At 71.9% G+C, this 16,501-nt stretch carries 16 protein-coding genes; 5 read left to right on the forward strand and 11 right to left on the reverse strand.

The window, feature by feature from the left end; translation table 11 throughout:
* Positions 1-3: 3 nt before the first annotated feature.
* The 3 genes from OG520_RS17130 to OG520_RS17140 form a co-directional block, all read right to left on the reverse strand.
* A complete protein-coding gene (locus OG520_RS17130) occupies positions 4-1,053 on the reverse strand; it encodes a Zn-dependent alcohol dehydrogenase (protein ID WP_406013727.1) in 1,050 nt (349 codons plus the stop codon).
* Positions 1,050-2,246: an acyl-CoA dehydrogenase family protein gene (locus OG520_RS17135; protein WP_406016501.1), complete on the reverse strand. Its 1,197-nt coding sequence runs from the start codon at positions 2,244-2,246 to the stop codon at positions 1,050-1,052. The genes OG520_RS17130 and OG520_RS17135 overlap by 4 nt, the downstream gene beginning before the upstream one ends.
* 65 nt (positions 2,247-2,311) lie before the next feature.
* Complete coding sequence (locus OG520_RS17140; protein WP_406013728.1) at positions 2,312-3,226, reverse strand: SDR family oxidoreductase; 915 nt, start codon at positions 3,224-3,226, stop codon at positions 2,312-2,314.
* Positions 3,227-3,309: 83 nt separating this feature from the next.
* On the opposite strand from OG520_RS17140, the gene OG520_RS17145 reads away from it, so the two are divergent.
* The gene (locus OG520_RS17145; RefSeq protein ID WP_399326929.1) at positions 3,310-4,236 is read left to right on the forward strand and encodes a cyclase family protein; all 927 of its coding nucleotides are present in this window, start codon (positions 3,310-3,312) and stop codon (positions 4,234-4,236) included.
* A gap of 62 nt (positions 4,237-4,298) precedes the next feature.
* Here the strand turns inward: OG520_RS17145 and OG520_RS17150 are convergent, their stop codons facing one another.
* The 4 genes from OG520_RS17150 to OG520_RS17165 form a co-directional block, all read right to left on the reverse strand.
* A complete protein-coding gene (locus OG520_RS17150) occupies positions 4,299-4,805 on the reverse strand; it encodes an ATP-binding protein (RefSeq protein WP_406013729.1) in 507 nt (168 codons plus the stop codon).
* Positions 4,806-5,322: 517 nt separating this feature from the next.
* A complete protein-coding gene (locus OG520_RS17155) occupies positions 5,323-6,276 on the reverse strand; it encodes an acyl-CoA dehydrogenase family protein (RefSeq protein ID WP_406013730.1) in 954 nt (317 codons plus the stop codon).
* Positions 6,277-6,283: 7 nt separating this feature from the next.
* A complete protein-coding gene (locus OG520_RS17160; protein ID WP_406013731.1) occupies positions 6,284-7,438 on the reverse strand; it encodes an acyl-CoA dehydrogenase in 1,155 nt (384 codons plus the stop codon).
* Between the two features lie 7 nt (positions 7,439-7,445).
* Positions 7,446-8,651 carry an amidohydrolase family protein gene (locus OG520_RS17165; RefSeq protein WP_399326921.1) on the reverse strand — a complete coding sequence of 402 codons (1,206 nt, stop codon included), beginning with the start codon at positions 8,649-8,651 and terminating at the stop codon, positions 7,446-7,448.
* A gap of 144 nt (positions 8,652-8,795) precedes the next feature.
* Between OG520_RS17165 and OG520_RS17170 the strand changes: the two genes are divergently transcribed.
* The gene (locus OG520_RS17170; RefSeq protein ID WP_406013732.1) at positions 8,796-10,334 is read left to right on the forward strand and encodes a class I adenylate-forming enzyme family protein; all 1,539 of its coding nucleotides are present in this window, start codon (positions 8,796-8,798) and stop codon (positions 10,332-10,334) included.
* A 44-nt stretch (positions 10,335-10,378) separates the two neighbouring features.
* Here the strand turns inward: OG520_RS17170 and OG520_RS17175 are convergent, their stop codons facing one another.
* Positions 10,379-10,900, reverse strand: coding sequence for an EF-hand domain-containing protein (locus OG520_RS17175; RefSeq protein WP_399326917.1), 522 nt, complete (start codon positions 10,898-10,900; stop codon positions 10,379-10,381).
* A gap of 126 nt (positions 10,901-11,026) precedes the next feature.
* Complete coding sequence (locus OG520_RS17180) at positions 11,027-11,401, reverse strand: STAS domain-containing protein (protein ID WP_399326915.1); 375 nt, start codon at positions 11,399-11,401, stop codon at positions 11,027-11,029.
* Positions 11,402-11,680: 279 nt separating this feature from the next.
* On the opposite strand from OG520_RS17180, the gene OG520_RS17185 reads away from it, so the two are divergent.
* Both OG520_RS17185 and OG520_RS17190 read left to right on the forward strand, forming a co-directional pair.
* Positions 11,681-12,256: an RNA polymerase sigma factor gene (locus OG520_RS17185; protein ID WP_406013733.1), complete on the forward strand. Its 576-nt coding sequence runs from the start codon at positions 11,681-11,683 to the stop codon at positions 12,254-12,256.
* Complete coding sequence (locus OG520_RS17190) at positions 12,253-13,602, forward strand: zf-HC2 domain-containing protein (protein ID WP_399326911.1); 1,350 nt, start codon at positions 12,253-12,255, stop codon at positions 13,600-13,602. The genes OG520_RS17185 and OG520_RS17190 overlap by 4 nt, the downstream gene beginning before the upstream one ends.
* 22 nt (positions 13,603-13,624) lie before the next feature.
* Here OG520_RS17190 and purU read toward each other — a convergent pair whose 3' ends face one another.
* Together purU and OG520_RS17200 are read right to left on the reverse strand one after the other, a co-directional pair.
* Entirely contained in the window at positions 13,625-14,503 is an 879-nt protein-coding gene (gene purU, locus OG520_RS17195; protein ID WP_406013734.1) for a formyltetrahydrofolate deformylase, read from the reverse strand.
* A 28-nt stretch (positions 14,504-14,531) separates the two neighbouring features.
* Positions 14,532-15,035 carry a hypothetical protein gene (locus tag OG520_RS17200; protein ID WP_406013735.1) on the reverse strand — a complete coding sequence of 168 codons (504 nt, stop codon included), beginning with the start codon at positions 15,033-15,035 and terminating at the stop codon, positions 14,532-14,534.
* Positions 15,036-15,152: 117 nt separating this feature from the next.
* Between OG520_RS17200 and OG520_RS17205 the strand changes: the two genes are divergently transcribed.
* Complete coding sequence (locus OG520_RS17205; RefSeq protein ID WP_406013736.1) at positions 15,153-16,433, forward strand: ABC transporter substrate-binding protein; 1,281 nt, start codon at positions 15,153-15,155, stop codon at positions 16,431-16,433.
* Positions 16,434-16,501 lie beyond the last annotated feature (68 nt).

Genomic DNA, 16,501 nt, shown 5'->3' on the forward strand with positions numbered 1-16,501 from the left:
AGGTCAGAACACCAGCACGCCCCGTGCCACCCGGCCGTGGTGCGCGTCGTCCGCCGCCTTGGCGAAGTCCTCCACCGGGTAGGTGGTGGTGACGAGCTCGTCCAGGAGCAGCCGGCCCTCCCGGTACAGCTCCGCGTAGAGCGCGATGTCCCGCTGCGGGCGCGAGGAGCCGTACCGGCAGCCCAGGATCGACTTGTCCAGGAACAGCGACGAGACGAGGAACGACGCCTCCACCGTCGCCGCCGGGACGCCCAGCAGGATCGCCTGGCCGTGCCGGTCCAGCAGGTCGATCGCGGTACGGATCAGCTCCGTACGGCCCACGCACTCGAAGGCGTGGTCGGCGCCGCTCGGCAGGATCTCCCGCACGCCGTCCGCCGACGTCAGGAAGTGCGTCGCGCCGAACCGCCGGGCCGCCGCCTCCTTCGCCGGGTTGGCGTCGACGGCGACGATCGTCAGCGCGCCCGCGATCCGGGCACCCTGGATCACGTTGAGCCCGATGCCGCCGGTGCCGATCACCACGACCGTGTCGCCCCGGTCGACCTTCGCCCGGTTGAGCACGGCTCCGACGCCCGTCAGCACCCCGCAGCCGATCAGGGCCGCGGAGGTCAGCGGGATGTCCGCCGGGATCTTCACCGCCTGCACGGCCTTGACCAGGGTCCGTTCGGCGAAGGCGGAGTTGGACGCGAACTGGTAATACGGCTTCCCGCGCCGTGCGAACGGCTGCCCCGGCCGCCCGATCGCCTTGCGGCACATGGTCGGGCGCCCCCGGTCGCACTGGGCGCACGCCCCGCAGTTGGCCAGCGTGGACAGCGATACGTGGTCGCCGGGCGCCACATGGGCGACGCCCGCGCCGACCGCCTCGACCACGCCCGCGCCCTCGTGCCCGAGCACCACCGGCGCCGGGAACGGGATCGTCCCGTCGATCACCGAGAGGTCGCTGTGGCACAGCCCGGCCGCGGCCACCGCCACCAGCACCTCGCCGGGACCCGGATCGCGTATCTCCAGATCGTCGACGGCCTCGGTCCGCTTGCCGTCGAAGACGACGCCTCTCATCTCGGCTCCCTCGGTAGGCCGAGCACCCGCTCGGCGATGATGTTCCGCTGGATCTCGTCCGAGCCGCCGTAGACGGTGTCGGACCGGGTGAACAGGAACAGGCGCTGTGCCTCGTCGAGTCCGTACGGTGCCTTCGCCGACCAGTCGTCCGGGCCGACGGCCGCCGCCGCGCCCCTGACCTGCACGGCCAGCTCGCCCAGGCGCTGGTGCCAGCCGCCCCAGAGCAGTTTCGCCACACTGGGCGCGCCGGGGTCGCCCGTGGAGCCGAGGGTGCGCAGGGCGTTCCAGCGCATGGTCCGCAGCTGGGCCCACTGCCGTACGAGGCGTTCGCGCAGGACCGGGTCGGTGACGGAGCCGCTGTCGACGGCCGCGCGGACCACCCGGCCCAGTTCGGCGGCGAAGCCGATCTGCTGGACGAGCGTGGAGACGCCGCGCTCCAGGGCCAGCAGGCCCATGGCGACCGTCCAGCCGTTGCCCTCGCCGCCGACGCACTCCTCGGCGTGCGCCCCGTCGAAGAAGACCTCGTTGAACTCGCTGGTCCCCGACATCTGACGGATCGGCCGCACCTCGATCCTGCCGGGCTGGTCCATCGGCACCAGCAGGAACGACAGGCCGTGGTGGCGGCGGGAACCGGGCTCCGTGCGGGCCAGCACGAAGCACCAGTCGGCCTCCCTCGCCAGGGACGTCCAGATCTTCTGCCCGGTCACCCGGTGGCCGCCGCGGCTCCGGTCGGGCACCGCGGCCGTGCGCACCGCGGCGAGGTCCGATCCGGCGTCCGGCTCGCTGTATCCCTGGCACCAGAGCGCGTCGCCGCGTGCCACGGCGGGCAGGAAGCGCCGTTGCTGTGCCTCGCTGCCGTAGGCGATCAGGGTCGGGGCGAGAAGGTTCTCGCCGATGTGGCCGACCCGGGCGGGGGCGTCGGCGCGGGCGTACTCCTCGGCCCAGACGACCTGCTGGGTAAGGCTCGCGCGGCGGTTGCCGTGGCCGGCGCCGCGGTTCTCCCAGCCGAGGCCGATCCAGCCGTCGCGGCCGAGCTCGCGCTCCCATTCCCGGCGGATCGCGACGCCCTCGTGCTCGCTGCCGGGGCCGCCGGTGCCGGCCGCCGCCGCGTACGCCCCGACGAGGTGCGCTTCCAGCCAGGCACGGGCTTCCTCGCGGAACGCGGTGTCGTCGGGGCCGAAGCTGAAGTCCACGGTGCCTCCTGACTGTTGCCGCTCACCATCGAGCCCGTCCGGGGCGGAGCCCCGGCGGGCGGGGCTCATGCGTTCGGCCGCGCCTTCGCCGCGGCCGCCGCGGCCATCTCCTCCAGTCGCGCCAGCATCGGCATCGGGTCCGTGCCCACCGTCCCCGGCAGGAAGTCCGCGATCCGCTCCGGGGTCCAGGCCCCCTCCACGTAACCGGCCCTCAGTTCCCTCGGCTGGGCCCAGACCGCGATCTTCGGCCCCGCGACCGTGTACACCTGGCCGGTGATCTTCTCCTGGCGGGCCCGTTCACTGAGCAGGTAGACGACGAGCGCGGCAACGTCCTCCGGCTCGCCGATCTCCTTGAGTTCCATGGGGACGTTGGCGGACATCCGGGTCCGGGCGACCGGGGCGACGGCGTTGGCCGTGACGCCGTACTTGTGCAGGCCGAGCGCCGCGCTCCGCACCAGCGAGATGATCCCGCCCTTCGCGGCGCTGTAGTTGGCCTGGGCGACGCTGCCCTGGTGGTTGCCGCTGGTGAAGCCGATCAGGGTGCCGCCGCCCTCCTGCTTGCGCATCACCGCCGAGGCGGCCCGGAAGACGGTGAAGGTGCCCTTGAGGTGGGTGGCGACCACCGGGTCCCACTCCTCCTCGGACATGTTGAACAGCATCCGTTCCCGCAGGATCCCGGCCACGCAGACGACCCCGTCGATCCGCCCGAACCGCGCGAGCGCCGTGTCCACGATGCGCTGGCCGCCCGCCATCGTGGAGATGTCGTCGGCGACCGCCACCGCCTCGCCGCCCGCCGCCCCGATCTCCTTGACGACCGACTCGGCCACCTCGCTGCTCGGCTCGCCGCCCTCGATGGAGACGCCGTAGTCGTTGACGACGACCCTCGCCCCCTCGGCCGCCGCCGCGAGCGCGACCGCCCGCCCGATGCCGCGACCGGCACCCGTCACGGCCACCACCTTGCCTGCCAAGAAGTTCCCCATGCCCGGCCCCTTCCCGCGGTTTCTGACGGACCGTTAGATTTTATGGGCCATCAGGTCCACGAGCACAAGCCCCAGGAGGCGCCATGTCACTGCCGGCCGAGTTCCACGACATCGCGAAGCGGGTCAACAACTGGGGCCGCTGGGGCGCCGACGACGAGATCGGGACGCTCAACCTGATCACCGACGCCGTGGTGCGCGAGGCCGCGGCCACCGTCCGCACCGGTCTGCGGATCCCGCTCGCGCTCCCCCTCCAGCAGGACGGCGTACAGAGCGGGCTGATCCCCGGGCGGATCAATCCGCTGCACACCATGGTCCAGATCAACCAGGAGCTCTTCGGCCCCGGCACCGTCGCCACCAGCGACGACACGGCGGTCCTGAGCCTGCAGACGGCCACCCACTGGGACGCCCTCACCCATGCCTCGCACTCGGGGAAGATCTACAACGGCCGCCCGGCCGCGACGATCACCGCACACGACGGCGCCCGGTTCAGCGGGATCGACAAGGCGCCGCACATCGTCTCGCGCGGGGTGCTGCTCGATGTGGCGCGCGCCCTCGGCACGGACCGGCTGCCCGGCGACCACGCCGTCACCCCCGAGGACCTGGACGCGGCCGAGGAGCTGGCGGGGGTGCGGGTCCGGTCCGGAGACATCGTGCTCGTACGGACCGGGCAGGTGCAGGTCTATCTGGCGGGCGACAAGCAGGCGTACGGCTATCCCTCGCCCGGCCTGTCGATCCGGACGCCCGAGTGGTTCCGCGCGCGCGATGTGGCGGCGGTCGCCAATGACACCCTGACCTTCGAGATCTTCCCGCCGGAGATCGACGACCTGTGGCTGGGGGTGCACGCGCTGGACCTGGTCGAGATGGGCATGCCGCAGGGCCAGAACTGGAACCTGGAAGCACTGTCCACAGCCTGTGCGCAGGAGAAGCGGTACGCCTTCCTGCTCTCCGCGATGCCGGAACCGTTCGTCGGTGCGACCGGCACCCCGGTCGCACCGGTCGCCATCCTCTGACCGGCCGTCCCCGAGGGGACCGGCCGGCGCCACACAGCGGCCCGGAACAACTGCTTTAACCTTTATGCAAGATTCGTGGCGACCTGCGACGCCTTGCGCGCATCGCGGTCCGCGTCCTTCGCGCCCTTCGCACCGGAGTGCAGTGGCCGCTGGATCAGCGGCGCACCCCGGTCGACCTCGCACCAGATGCGCTTGCCCGCACCCTCGGGCTGCCAGCCCCAGCGGTCGGCGAGGCCGTCGACCAGCTCCAGGCCCCGGCCGTTGGTGTCCTCGCCCGCCGCGTGGCGCTGCTGCGGCGGGCGACAGCTGGTGTCGGCCACCTCGACCCGGACGGTCCCGGCCGCACCGGCCGTGCCCGTCAGGCCGAACAGCATGCGCAGCACGGCCGGACACCCGGTGTGCACCACCGCGTTGGTGACCAGCTCCGAGATCAGCAGGATGAGCGTCTCGGCCAGCGGCTCGTCGTCCCTTATCCCGGACCCGACCAGTCTCGACCGGGCCCATCTACGGGCCCGCCCGACCTCCGCGGGATCCGGCCCGACCTCCAGCTGAACCTGAAGCACCTGCACCGCTCACACCATCCGAACCGGCGGACACATCGCCTCGCGCCTCCTCAGGGTCACGGAACGTGATTCCCCTGCGAGACAGCATGGTTGACGTACAGTCACCGCAACAAGCGCTTCGGGCATATTCCAGCGCGAAGGAGTACGCGTAGTGCATACTGTGCGACGCGCGCTGCGGGAAGTCGAACAGAGGCGCGTCGAGGCCGCGGGAGCCGCCTCCCGGGCACGCCCGGCGCTTCTGCCTGGAACGCGAGCAGGGCACCTCTTCCGGTCCGGAGTCGCCGCACGGGCAACACCCGGATCGCCCGGTTCCAGTTCCTGTCGCATCCAACGGAGCGTACCCGAGCCCGGCGCCGACTCCGCCCCGTGACGGAGGACGGAAAGGGCGCGGGCCGGAGCCCGCGCCCGCCGACTGCACTGTGTAACTCCGCAGTGTGAGGCTCCCACCTCTGGCTGTCACATTCATGCACCAGGCATTCGTCCGCTTCCGGGCGCCCGAAGCCTGCACGGAACCCGTCCGGCTTCAGCACAGGTCCCCCGCAAGCACCTCCTCGGCCGCCGCCGCCGTCAGCCACTGCCCGGACCGCAGCCAGGCCCGTTTGAGGTGCAGGTGAACATCTGATTCCCAGGTGAAGCCCATGCCGCCGTGCACCTGGAGGCAGTCCCGCGCGTTGCGGACCGCCGCGTCGTCGGCGAGCAGCTTGGCGCCCGCGATCTCGACCGGGTCCGCGGTGACGGCCGCCGCGTACACGGCGCAGCGGGCCAGCTCGGCGCGGACCAGCATCCCGGCGCACAGGTGTTTGACCGCCTGGAAGGATCCGATCGGCGATCCGAACTGTTCGCGCGTACCGGCGTGTTGGACGGCCATCTCGGTCGTCCGGGCGGCACTGCCGAGCTGTTCGGCGGCGGCGAGCAGGGCCCCCTCGTCGCGCAGCCGCTCGCCCCCGGGCAGCGGCTCGCCGGCCTCCACGGGGCCCGCGATCCGCCACAGCGGCGTGAACGGGTCGACCGAACGTACGGAGTCGGCCGTGTCCCGTACCCGCGCGGCGTCCCGCAGCGCGCCGCCGGACACCCGCGGCGCGCCCCCGGGGCCTAGGACGAGCAGCGCGTCCGCCTCCCCCAGGTGTGCCACCGGCTGCCCCGGGTCGAGCACGGCGACCACCGCCTCGCCCTGCGCCGCGCCCTTCACCGGACCGGCCGCGAGATGGGTGGCGATCAGTGGCCCCGGCAGCAGCGAGCGCCCCACCTCCTCGAAGAGGAGGGCCGATTCGGGCAGCCCCAGGCCGACACCCCCCTCCGCCTCCGGCAGCCGCAGCGCGAAGAACCCGGCCTCGCCGAGCTCCCGCCACAGCGCCCGGTCGATACCGGTACCGGCGTCGAGCGCGGCCCGCATCCGGTCCCTGCCGAAGCGTCCGGCGAGGAGTTCCCGCACCCCCGCCCGCAGGGCCCGCTGGTCGTCCGAGAGCTGGAAGTCCACAGTCCGCTCACCGCCCCTTCGGCAGGCCGAGAATCCGCTCGGCGACGAGGTTCCGCTGGATCTGCGAGGTGCCGGCCGCGATGGTGTAAGAGAGCGAGGAGAGCCGGTCCAGCACCCACTCCCGGTCCAGATCCGCACTGTCCGCGCCGAGCACCTCGGCAGCCGCCTCGTACAGCTCCTGGCGGGCGTGCGAGTACCGCAGCTTGAAGACCGAGCCCCCGGTCCCGGGGACACCGCCGGTGCTCTGCGCCTCGCTGACGTTCCACTGGGTGAGCCGCCACAGCGCCCGGAATTCGGCGTTCAGCCTGCCCAGCCTGCGGCGCAGGACCGGGTCGTCCCAGCGTCCGCCGCGCCGGGCCTCGGCCGCCAGTGCCGCCAGGGTGCGGCGGCAGGCGACGACCTCGCCGACGAACGCCGTTCCGCGCTCGAAGGAGAGGGTGACCATGGTGACCCGCCAGCCGTCGTTCTCCGCGCCGACGCGGTGGGAGACCGGCACCCGGACCTCGTCGAGGAACATCTCGGCGAACTCGGTGGATCCGGCGAGGGTGCGCAGCGGGCGGACGGTGACCCCGGGCGCGTCCATCTCCATCGCGAGCCAGCTGATCCCCCGGTGCTTGGGCGCCGCCGGGTCCGTACGCACCAGCAGCTCGCACCAGTCGGCGACCTCCGCGTGCGAGGTCCAGATCTTGCTGCCGCTCACCACGTAGTGGTCGCCGTCGCGCACCCCCCTGGTCCGCAGCGCGGCGAGGTCCGAACCGGCTCCGGGCTCGCTGAACCCCTGGCACCAGATCTCGTCGCCGCGCAGCACCGGCGGCAGCCAGCGGGCCCGCTGCTCCGTGGTGCCCTCGGCGGCGATCGTCGGGCCGGCGTGCAGCAGCCCGACGAAGTTCGCGCCGACGTACGGGGCCCCGGCCCGCTCCGTCTCCTCCAGGAAGATCAGGTACTGGGTCGGGGTCGCGCCCCGGCCGCCCGCGTCGACGGGCCAGTGCAGACCCGCGTAGCCCGCGTCGTACAGCATCCGCTGCCAGGCCGTGTCGTACGCGCGGCGCCCCGGCCAGTCGTCGGGGCCGGGCTTCGCGGGCAGTCGGGGGAGCACGGCGGCCAGCCACTCGCGCAGCCGCGCCCGGAACTCCTCTTCCTCCTCCGTGTACGCGAGGTCCATCGCGCGCCTACTTCTCGCGGTCCCGGTCCAGGTCCAGACCGAGCATCCGGATCGCGTTTCCGCGCATCAGTTTGTAGACGGTCTCGTCGTCCAGCCCCTTGACGTGGTCGAGGGCGACCTCCCTGGTGTGCGGGAAGGTCGAGTCGACGTGCGGGTAGTCGGTCTCGAAGGTGGCGTTGTCCCGTCCGACGACGTCGAGCGAGGCGACGCCGTGCTTGTCGCGGAAGAAGCAGCAGAACATCTGCCGGTAGTAGTACGTGGACGGCGGCTCGGGGATCAGATCGCGCACCCCGCCCCAGGCCCGGTGCTCCTCCCAGACGTCGTCGGCGCGCTCCAGGGCGTACGGGATCCAGCCCATCTGGCCCTCGCTGTACGCCAGTTTCAGCCGGGGGAACTTCACCAGGACCCCGCTGAACAGGAAGTCCATCATCGAGGCCATGGCGTTGTTGAAGGAGAGGCTGGCCTGTACGGCGGGCGGGGCGTCCGGTGACGCGGCGGGCATCTGCGAGCTGGACCCGATGTGCATGTTCACGACCGTGCCGGTCTCCTGGCAGGCGGCGAAGAACGGGTCCCAGTAGCCGGTGTGGATCGACGGCAGCCCGAGGTAGGTGGGGATCTCCGAGAAGGTCACCGCCCGCACCCCGCGCGCCGCGTTCCGCCCGATCTCCGCGACGGCCAGGTCGATGTCCCAGAGCGGGATGATGCAGAGCGGGATCAGCCGGCCGCCGCTGTCGCCGCACCACTCCTCCACCATCCAGTCGTTGTAGGCGCGGACGCAGGCGAGCGCGACCTCCTTGTCGTGCGCCTCGGCGAAGGTCTGGCCGCAGAAGCGCGGAAAGGTGGGGAAGCAGAGGCTCGCCTCGACGTGGTTGAGGTCCATGTCCTTGAGCCGCTCGGCGGGGTCCCAGCAGCCGGGCCGCATCTCCGCCCGGGTGATCCCCTCCAGCGTCATGTCGTCGCGGTCGAAACCGACGGCGGCGATGTTGCGCTTGTACGGGAACTTCAGGTCCTCGTAGATCCACCAGTCGGTCGGCGGGCCGTCCGGGTCCATCGTGATCACGTACTTGCCGCCCGTGTACGCCAGCTCTCCGATGCCCGCGGTGAGCGGCTGCGGACCGCGCTCGCGGTACTTGGCGGGCAGCCAGGTCGAGAAGAGGTGCGGCGGCTCGATCACATGGTCGTCGACGCTGACGATCCGAGGCAGTTCCGTCATGGTGTCCCCTTCGGCGCACGCTTTTCTGATGACCCGTCAGATTGACGTCGCCCTCAGGCTAGCCCCGCACCCCTGGACCGACAAGGCGCGGCGCTCTACGCTCTCCGCACTATCTGACTGTCCGTCAGCTGTGAGGGGTTCGCCGTGACCGAGACCGCGCACGCCCTGGGTGCATCGGGCACCTTCTGGGAACTCGTCGAACGCCGGGCCGGCCTGACCCCGGACCGCCCGTTCCTGATCCAGGACGACCGCACCCTGACCTTCGGCGAGCTGCGCACCCGCGGCGAGCGGGTCGCGGCCGGGCTGTGGGAGATGGGCGTGCGCCCTGGCGGCGTCGTCGCCTGGCAGCTGCCGACCCGGATCGAAACGGTGCTGCTGTCGTTCGCGCTGACCCGGATCGGGGCCGTGCAGTCGCCGGTCATCCCGTTCTACCGGGACCGCGAGGTGGGGTTCGCGCTGCGCGAGTCGAAGGCGGAGTTCTTCGCCGTACCGGGCACCTGGCGCGGCTTCGACCACACGGCGATGGCCGGACGCCTGGCGACGGACCGGCCGGTGACGGTGTTCGAGGCGTACGCCTCGCTGCCGGACGGCGATCCGTCGGCGCTCCCGCCACCCCCCTCGGACGGCACGGCGGTGCGCTGGATCTACTGGACCTCGGGCACCACCTCCGACCCGAAGGGGGTGCTGCACACCGACCGCAGCCTGATCGCGGGTGGCTCCTGCCTGGCCCACGCGCTGCATCTGTCGGCCGACGACATCGGCTCGATGGCCTTCCCCTTCGCCCATGTGGCCGGCCCCGACTACTCGGTGATGCTGCTCCTGTACGGCTTCCCGGCGGTCCTCTTCGAACACTTCGCGATGCCGGACGCGCTGGAGGGCTACCGGCGGCACGGGGTGACGGTCGCGGGCGGCTCCACGGCGTTCTACTCGATGTTCCTGACCGAGCAGCGCAAGGACCCGGACCGCAGACTGATCCCCACCCTGCGGCTGCTGGCGGGTGGCGGGGCCCCGAAGCCGCCGGAGATCTACCACGCGGCGGTACGGGAGATGGGCGTCCAGCTCACCCACGGATACGGGATGACCGAGGTCCCCATGATCACGATGGGCGCCCCCGACGACACGGTGGAACACCTCGCCGAGACGGAGGGGCGTCCGCCCGCGGGCATGGAGATCCGGATCACCGACGAGGACGGCAAGCCGCTGCCCTGCGGCACGGACGGCGAGGTGCGGTTGCGCGGGGCGGCCGTCTGCTCGGGCTATCTGGACCCGGCGGCGTCCGCGGCGGCGTTCGACGCGGAGGGCTTCCTGATCACCGGCGATGTCGGCCACGTCAGGGAGAGCGGGCATCTGGTGCTCACCGGGCGGCTGAAGGACATCATCATCCGCAAGGGCGAGAACATCTCCGCCAAGGAGATAGAGGACCTGCTGCACCGGCACCCGGACGTCGGGGACGCGGCGGTGATCGGGCTCCCGGACCCGGAGCGTGGCGAGCTGGTCTGCGCGGTCGTGGAGCAGCCGGCGGACGCCGCGCCGCTGACGTTGGCGCAGGTCACGGGGTATCTGCGGACCGAGGGGCTCTCCGTGCACAAGCTGCCGGAGCGGCTGGAGGTGGTGGCGGCGCTGCCGCGCAACGAGGCCCTGCGGAAGGTGCTGAAGTACCGCTTGCGTGAGCAGTTCGCCTGACGGGCTGCGGGGGGTGCGGGGCGGGCCCCGCACCCCCCGTGGTCCTACGCGTCCGGGGCGAACACCGTGAAGTAGTCGGCGAACGCCGACACCGCCTCGTCCTCCGTGATCCTGCCGTCCTGGTCCGCGTCCAGGCTTCGCGCCGCGAGCGCCGCCGCCCCGGCGCTCGCGCCCAGCACCTGGAGCGCCCGCTCCAGGGCGGGTACGGACGCGGCGCCCCGGTCGTCCCGGTCCGCCACGGCAATCGCCGCGCGCAGGAAGGGGCGGGCGATCTCCGCGAAGCGCTCCGGATTGTCGCGCAGCCGTTTGACGGCCCCGCCCACGAACTCCTCACGGGTGACGCGCTGGTCCCCGTCGACATCGGCGATGCCCGCCATGCCCTGCCAGAACGCCTCGGCCCCGGTGTAGAGCGCCTGGCCCTTGTCGCAGCGCGCCGTCGTACCGAATTCGGCGAGCAGACGGGCGGCGGCGGCACTGAAATCCGCGCGATCGATGTATCCGTTGCCGTCCTGGTCGAAGGCGGCGAAGCGGAAAGCGATCTTGCGCTCATACTCTGCGCTGTCCATGCGGGGAGCGTACGACGCCGGAAGGCGTCACGTGTCACTTACGCGCTCCGCCGGTGTGACAACCCGGTCGTCGCGCCCTGCCCGCGGGACGCCTCGCCCGTTCGCGCGCGGCGTCCCGGGCCGGCTTCACGCGGAGAGCGGCCGGGACCGCTCGTCGACGGCCGCGTCCCAGTCGGGGTAGACCTCGAAGAGACGGCGTACGCCGAGCGCGGCGAGCACCCGGTTGACGTGGGAGCCCTCCTCCGCGCCCCGGGCCGGCAGGATCAGCCGCAGCCGTCCCCCGCAGGAGCGCATCAGCCGGCGGGAGGCGATCAGCACGCCGACGCCGCTGGAATCGCAGAACAGAACCTCGGAGAGGTCGAGCACCACATCGTGGCGGCCGGCGGCGACCGCGTCGTGGACGGCCTGACGCACGGCGGGCGACGTCAGCAGGTCCAGTTCGCCGCGTATGTGCAGTACGGTCCATTCGCCCTGCACGGTCTCGGCCACTTTGAGTGTCACGCCACTGGGCCTCTCGTTCCGGGGCTTCCGACGATCCGGAAGTTTCCGTTCCTTCTCGCGGCTGCCCCGGCCGCACCCCTATGAAACACCGAGCGACCTGTCAGGACACAACCGGATTCGGGCAGAAATGATCGCTTTGGCTCCGATTCCACCGACGCGCGGCGACGCATTCCCTATCATCCCGGGCCTCTTCAGGGGCGTACTTGCCGCAAAGGGACGTACATCTTCTGTGCTGCCGACTACATTCGGTGTGACGAGGGGAACAGGGCTGGGGGTCGCATGGCTAGAAACGCACCACCCCGCTGGGACCGCAAGATGCAGCAGCGGCTGGCACGCGGTGAGGCGGCGGCTCTCGGCGAGCTCTACGACCGGTTCGCCTCGCTCGTGCACAGCCAGGCCCACCGGATGCTCGACGACGAGACCGCCGCCGACCTGGTGACCCGCGAGGTCTTCGGCTACGTGTGGGAGAACCCCGGCGCGTACGACCCCAAGCAGGGCTCGATGCGTTCCTGGGTCGCCCGGCTCACGCACCGCCAGTCCGTGCGGCGGCTGCGCGAGGAGGACGGCCTCCGCGGCGGCCCGGTCGACGACGGCAGCGGGCTGGAGGAGCGGGTGCACCGGGCCACGGTCGCGGCCCGCGCCGACTACATCGTCGCGTCCATGCCCGCCCCGCTGCGGGCCGCGCTGGAGCTCGCGTACATCCAGCGCCGGGACTACCGGCAGACCGCGGCCGACCTCGGGGTCACCGAGGACGAGGCCCGCCGCCGGCTCCGGCTCGGCCTGCAACTGCTCTCCACCGCACACACCCGCCCGCTCGAAGGGACGTCGCCGCCCGGATACGGACGGCCCCTGTGACCGGCGACGACGCGGACGGACGCGAGGACGGCGGACGCGACGACGAGGTGCGGGGCGCGCGGCGCATACCGCGCCCACGGTCCGCCGCGGACGACCTCGACCTCTCCGCCGTACCCCTGCCGCCGCCCGTCCCCGCCTCCCCGCCCGAGGGACCTCGACCGCCCCCGCGGCCGACGACACCGGAACCGGAATCCACCGTGGCGCCACCGGCCCCATCGGACCCTCCGCTGCTGGCGCACCGCGTCCTCAAGGCGCTCCTCGGCGCGTGGGCCCTGGCGGCCTGCTCGGCGGAGGAGACCGAGGCCGTCGAGGCGCATCTGACCGAGTGCGCCGCCTGCGCGGACGAGGCCCTGCGGCTGCGCGACGCGGTCGGGCTGCTGCACACCGACCGCAGCCTGGACCTCGATCCGACGCTGCGCAGCCGGGTGATCGACGCCTGTCTGAGCCGTCGCCCGGCCAATATCCCGGTGCCGGACTGGGCCGCCCCGTACGACGCGGAGACCGCGCGGCTCGACGCGCTGCTCCGTGACATCGGCGACTCGGAGTGGCACGCCCCGGTGCGGCTGAAGTGGTTCGAGAGCGAGCAGGAGACCACCCGCAAGACCACGGTCGCGGGCGTCATCGGCCATCTCATGGCCGTCGACGGGCTGGTCGGCTCCGCCCTCGGCCTCGAAGTCCCGCTCGGCGACGGCGCCCTCGGCCGGGGCGCCGACTGGCCGCTCTCCCCCACCGCACGCACCGAGAAGTACTGGTCCGCGGCCCGGCGGCCGCCCACCCGCCGGATCCACGAACCGTGGCGCGAGCAGAGCCACGCGCTCATCCGCACGGTGTCCTTCGCCGGCCGCGGGGTCTCCGAGCTCTCCGTCTCGTACGGGGACTTCGCCCTGCCGATGCACGATGCCCTGCTGGACCGGGCCTTCGAATGCTGGGTGCACGGCGGCGACATCGCGGTCGCGGTGGACTATCCGTACGAGGCGCCGTCCGCCGCCCACCTCAACCGGATGATCGACCTGGCGGCCCGGCTGCTGCCCGCCGCCCTCGCCGAGCGCCGCAGGACCGGGCTGGCCGGGCCCGCCCGCCATCTGGTGACGGCCGGTTCACCGGGCCGTTCGCTGCATCTGGAGGTCGAGGGCTCGGGCGGCGGCGACTGGTACATCCCGCTGGACTCCCCGGCCGCGCTCGGCTCCCCCGCGCACACCGTGGCGCAGGTCGCGCTGGACGGCGTGGAGTTCTGCCAGCTGGTGGCCGGGCACGTGGCACCGGTGGAGGCGGCGGCCGGTCAGGAGGGCGACCGCGAGGCGATCCGCGACGTGCTCTTCGCCGCGGCCTCGCTCAGCCGTCTGTAGGGCCGCCTCCCGCAGCGGGTCCCTACGGGAAGATCACCGTACGGCGACCGTTGAGCAGGATGCGGCGCTCCGCGTGCCACTTCACCGCCCGCGCCAGCGCCTGGCACTCCACATCGCGCCCGAGGGCGACCAGCTGGTCCGGCGTGACGCCGTGGCCCACCCGCTCGACCTCCTGCTCGATGATCGGCCCCTCGTCGAGGTCCGCGGTCACGTAGTGCGCCGTCGCACCGATCAGCTTCACACCACGGGCGTGCGCCTGGTGGTACGGCTTCGCGCCCTTGAAGCTCGGCAGGAAGGAGTGGTGGATGTTGATGATCCGGCCGCTCAGCTGCTTGCAGAGGTCGTCCGAGAGGACCTGCATGTAGCGGGCGAGGACGACCAGCTCGACGTTCTCCTCGCGGACCAGCTCCAGCAGCTGCGCCTCCGCGGCGGCCTTGGTCTCCTTGGTCACCGGGATGTGCCGGAAGGGGACGTTGTACGAGGCGACGAGCTCGGCGAAGTCCGTGTGGTTGGAGACGACGGCGGCGATCTCGATCGGCAGCGCCCCGATCCGGGAACGGAACAGCAGGTCGTTGAGGCAGTGCCCGAACTTGCTGACCATCAGCACGACCCGCATCCGGTCCGAGGAGCGGTGGATCTGCCAGTCCATCCGGAAGGAGTCGCCGACCGCGGCGAAACTGGCCCGGAGCTTCTCCAGGGTCACCGGGGCGTCCGCCGAGAAGTGCACACGCATGAAGAACAGGCCGGTGTCGTGGTCACCGAACTGCTGGCTGTCCTCGATATTGCAGCCGGTCATGAAGAGATAGCTCGACACGGCGTGCACGATGCCCTTTTTGTCGGGGCAGGAGAGCGTGAGGACGTACTGCTCGGAGGCGGTCTCGGCAGGCTGCGGCGCGGTCATCCCCGTAGCGTGCCACACCGGCCCGCTGTCAGGCCGACCTGGTCAATATGCGGAGCACGTCGAGGGAGCGCGGCGGCGTACCGGGGTCCTCGCCGTCGTTGCCGGCGAGCAGCACATGGGCCTCGCGGGCGGCCCGTACGGCCTCCGGCCAGCCGTGGTGCTCCAGATACGCCGAGACGGGGGCGTCCGCCCCGACCTGGTGCATGATCCGCAGCACCCGGAGCACCGCGACGTCCACGAGGGCGGCCTCGTTGGTGTCACGGAAGATCGTCCCGATGTACTTCTCGGCGGACCAGTTGTCCAGCCAGGTGTCCTCGACCAGGCGGTAGACGGCGTCGGTGACGTCGCCGTACCCCTCCCGGCCGGCCAGCCAGCACTCGTGGTGGAAGACGGGGTCGGAGAGCATGTGCAGCGCCGAGCGCACGTTGCTGCGCCAGCGCCACCAAGGCATGTCATTCAGCGGCATGCCGCCCATGGTGGAGGAGCGACGGCCGCGACGGGAAGAGTTCTCCGAACCTTGCTGCACGGTCATCGATCGTACGTTCCCTTTTCGGCCCCCCGCACCGGCCCCCGCAATTCACCTGGATGTCACTGAGCGTTGAGCGGTGCACACTGCGGCGTTACCCCGGGGCCGGAAATGTTCATGCCCATGACCGGACGGCGACGCCCCACCTCCCCCCGCCCCTACAAGCTCCTCACAAGTACGGCGGCGGCCGGGGCGTTGCTGGTCACCGGTTGCGGCGCACTCCCTGGGGCCACGGGGGGCTCCAGGGAGCCCGTCACCGTGGTGACGTGGGCCCCCAGTGGCGTCGCGGGGCCGGACTCGGTGAACATGGCGGGCGTGACCGCCATGGCGCGCACCTATGCCCGCTGGGCCAACGGAAACGGCGGGCTGGACGGTCACAAGCTGCGCGTCGTCACCTGCGACGAGGACGACACCTCGATCGGCGCGGCGAACTGCGCTCGGCTGGCCGTCAAGGAGAAGGCGGTCGCGGTCGTCGGCTCGTACAGCCGGCACGGCTCGGCGTTCATGCCACCGCTGGAGGCAGCCAGAATCCCCTACATCGGTGGTTACGGCGCCTCCGACGAGGAGTTCAGCAGCTACAACTCCTATCCGGTCAACGGCGGCCAGCCGGCCCTGCTCGCGGGCAACGCCCGGCAGCTGGCCCGCAGTTGCGAGCGGGTGTCCGTGGTCCGGCCCGACACCCTGAGCGGCGACGACCAGGCCTGGCTCCTCAGGACCGGCCTCACCGAGGCCGGCCGGCCCGCGCCCGCCGACATCCGGGCGCCGGAGTCGGCCACTTCGTACGACGCGGCCGCCGGACCGGCGCTCCAGGCGGCAGGGGCCTCCGACGGCTGTGTGACGGCCGTGCTCGGGAAGCGTACGGGGACCTTCTTCGACTCCTTCCGGCGGCTCGAACCGTCGTCCGGGAGCGTCCGGATCTCCTCCGTGCTCGGCAGCGTCGACCAGCCGCTGATCGACAGCACCGGCGGCCGGAACAGCCCGTTCGAGGGGGCCTACATCACCGGCTGGTACCCGGACACGGGCGACGCCCGCTGGGACGGGATGCGGAACGTGATCCGCAAGCACGCCTTCGGCGACAACCGGATCGACCCGGACGACACGGGCGTGCAGACCACCTGGATCGCGTACACCGTGCTGAAGGAGATCGTGCAGGCGATCGACTCCCCGCAGATCACCTCCTGGAAGCTCACCTCCGCCCTCAACGAGGGCACCCCGGCCGAAACCGGCGGCCTCACCCCGGTGCTGCGCTGGAGCTTCAAGGACGTGCTGGGCTCGTCCGCCTATCCGCGGATTGTCAACACCGGGGTGACGTTCCAGGTGGTCCGCGACGGACGGCTCGTCGCGGACCGGAAGGGATTCATGGACATCACGAAGACGCTGTCGGACGCCAGCGCGAGGAGCTGACCGCCGCGCTCCGGCGTGTACGTCCGCGGCGCGGGCGTTCCGGGGCGGGGCGGTCGGCCCGCCCCGCC

The sequence above is a fragment of the Streptomyces sp. NBC_00984 genome (assembly GCF_045162475.1).
Lineage (GTDB): Bacteria > Actinomycetota > Actinomycetes > Streptomycetales > Streptomycetaceae > Streptomyces.

What these genes read in the sequence shown, in the direction of transcription:
- OG520_RS17130 (WP_406013727.1), bottom strand. Translation starts at nt 1,053, where the DNA reads ATGAGAGGCGTCGTCTTCGACGGCAAGCGGACCGAGGCCGTCGACGAT.
- OG520_RS17140 (WP_406013728.1), bottom strand. Translation starts at nt 3,226, where the DNA reads ATGGGGAACTTCTTGGCAGGCAAGGTGGTGGCCGTGACGGGTGCCGGT.
- OG520_RS17145 (WP_399326929.1), top strand. Translation starts at nt 3,310, where the DNA reads ATGTCACTGCCGGCCGAGTTCCACGACATCGCGAAGCGGGTCAACAAC.
- OG520_RS17160 (WP_406013731.1), bottom strand. Translation starts at nt 7,438, where the DNA reads ATGGACCTCGCGTACACGGAGGAGGAAGAGGAGTTCCGGGCGCGGCTG.
- OG520_RS17165 (WP_399326921.1), bottom strand. Translation starts at nt 8,651, where the DNA reads ATGACGGAACTGCCTCGGATCGTCAGCGTCGACGACCATGTGATCGAG.
- OG520_RS17175 (WP_399326917.1), bottom strand. Translation starts at nt 10,900, where the DNA reads ATGGACAGCGCAGAGTATGAGCGCAAGATCGCTTTCCGCTTCGCCGCC.
- OG520_RS17185 (WP_406013733.1), top strand. Translation starts at nt 11,681, where the DNA reads ATGGCTAGAAACGCACCACCCCGCTGGGACCGCAAGATGCAGCAGCGG.
- purU (WP_406013734.1), bottom strand. Translation starts at nt 14,503, where the DNA reads ATGACCGCGCCGCAGCCTGCCGAGACCGCCTCCGAGCAGTACGTCCTC.
- OG520_RS17200 (WP_406013735.1), bottom strand. Translation starts at nt 15,035, where the DNA reads ATGACCGTGCAGCAAGGTTCGGAGAACTCTTCCCGTCGCGGCCGTCGC.
- OG520_RS17205 (WP_406013736.1), top strand. Translation starts at nt 15,153, where the DNA reads ATGACCGGACGGCGACGCCCCACCTCCCCCCGCCCCTACAAGCTCCTC.